This is a genomic window from Streptococcus sobrinus DSM 20742 = ATCC 33478, from assembly GCF_000686605.1.
Classification (GTDB): Bacteria; Bacillota; Bacilli; order Lactobacillales; family Streptococcaceae; genus Streptococcus; species Streptococcus sobrinus.
Genome location: NZ_JMLC01000049.1, coordinates 1 through 1,746, shown reverse-complemented (window position 1 = coordinate 1,746; position 1,746 = coordinate 1). Strand labels below are relative to the sequence as shown.

Annotated in this window: 1 rRNA gene; it reads right to left on the bottom strand. The window is 48.8% G+C overall.

Annotated elements, in window-relative coordinates:
* Nucleotides 1-1,605: ribosomal RNA gene (locus tag BS63_RS0110240) — 23S ribosomal RNA — on the bottom strand; the annotation flags it as partial.
* Nucleotides 1,606-1,746 lie beyond the last annotated feature (141 nt).

Here is a 1,746-nt window from a genome sequence, read left to right as displayed (position 1 = left end):
TAGAAGATTTTCTTGGCAGCCTGACATCACTCACTTCGCTACTAAACTTCGCTCCCCATCACAGCTCAATGTTAAAGATATAAGCATTTGACTCCTATCACACCTCACTGCTTGGCCAGACACTTCCAATCGTCTGGTTGAGGTAGCCTTCTGCGTCCCTCCGTCACTCTATACTCTAGTACAGGACTATCAACCTGTTGCCCATCGGATACACCGTTCGGTCTCTCCTTAGGTCCCGACTAACCCAGGGCGGACGAGCCTTCCCCTGGAAACCTTAGTCTTACGGTGGACAGGATTCTCACCTGTCTTGCGCTACTCATACCGGCATTCTCACTTCTATGCATTCCAGCGCTCCTCTCGGTACACCTTCACCACACATAGAACGCTCTCCTACCATCCCTAAAGGATCCACAGCTTCGGTAAATTGTTTTAGCCCCGGTACATTTTCGGCGCAGGGTCACTCGACTAGTGAGCTATTACGCACTCTTTGAATGAATAGCTGCTTCTAAGCTAACATCCTAGTTGTCTGTGCAACCCCACATCCTTTTCCACTTAACAATTATTTGGGGACCTTAGCTGGTGGTCTGGGCTGTTTCCCTTTCGACTACGGATCTTAGCACTCGCAGTCTGACTGCCGACCATAATTACTTGGCATTCGGAGTTTATCTGAGTTTGGTAATCCGGGATGGACCCCTTACCCAAACAGTGCTCTACCTCCAAGAATCTCATTGTCGACGCTAGCCCTAAAGCTATTTCGGAGAGAACCAGCTATCTCCAAGTTCGTTTGGAATTTCTCCGCTACCCACAAGTCATCCAAGCACTTTTCAACGTACTCTGGTTCGGGCCTCCAGTGAGTCTTACCTCACCTTCACCCTGCTCATGGGTAGGTCACATGGTTTCGGGTCTACGTCACTGTACTTACTCGCCCTCTTCAGACTCGGTTTCCCTACGGCTCCGTCTCTTCAACTTAACCTCGCACACTAACGTAACTCGCCGGTTCATTCTACAAAAGGCACGCTCTCACCCATTAACGGGCTCGAACTTGTTGTAGGCACACGGTTTCAGGTTCTCTTTCACTCCCCTTCCGGGGTGCTTTTCACCTTTCCCTCACGGTACTGGTCCACTATCGGTCACTAGGGAGTATTTAGGGTTGGGAGATGGGCCTCCCAGTTTCCGACGAGATTCCTCGTGTCTCGCCGTACTCAGGATACTGCTAGGCCTAAAAATGATTTCAACTACGAGGCTCTTACTCTCTTTGGCTGACTTTCCCAAGTCATTCGTCTATCATCCTTAAAGCCACTGCGCAGTCCTACAACCCCGAAGTGTAAACACTTCGGTTTGCCCTCCTGCCTCTTCGCTCGCCGCTACTAAGGCAATCGCTTTTGCTTTCTCTTCCTGCAGCTACTTAGATGTTTCAGTTCACTGCGTCTTCCTTCACATGACCTTAACAGTCATGGATACTAGCCATCAGCTAGTGGGTTCCCCCATTCGGACATCTCTGGATCACAGCTTACTTACAGCTCCCCAAAGCATTTCGTCGTTCGTCACGTCCTTCATCGGCTCCTAGTGCCAAGGCATCCACCGTGCGCCCTTATTAACTTAACCTTATTTCTCTTTGGTCTCTTTAAAATATTTACAGCGTTTCGGTTTATTTTCTTGTTACTATTTGATAGATATTCAATTTTCAATGAACAATTGGCAACGTCGTTGCCGCTTAGGATAAGGGGGCACTGCTCTTTGAGAATA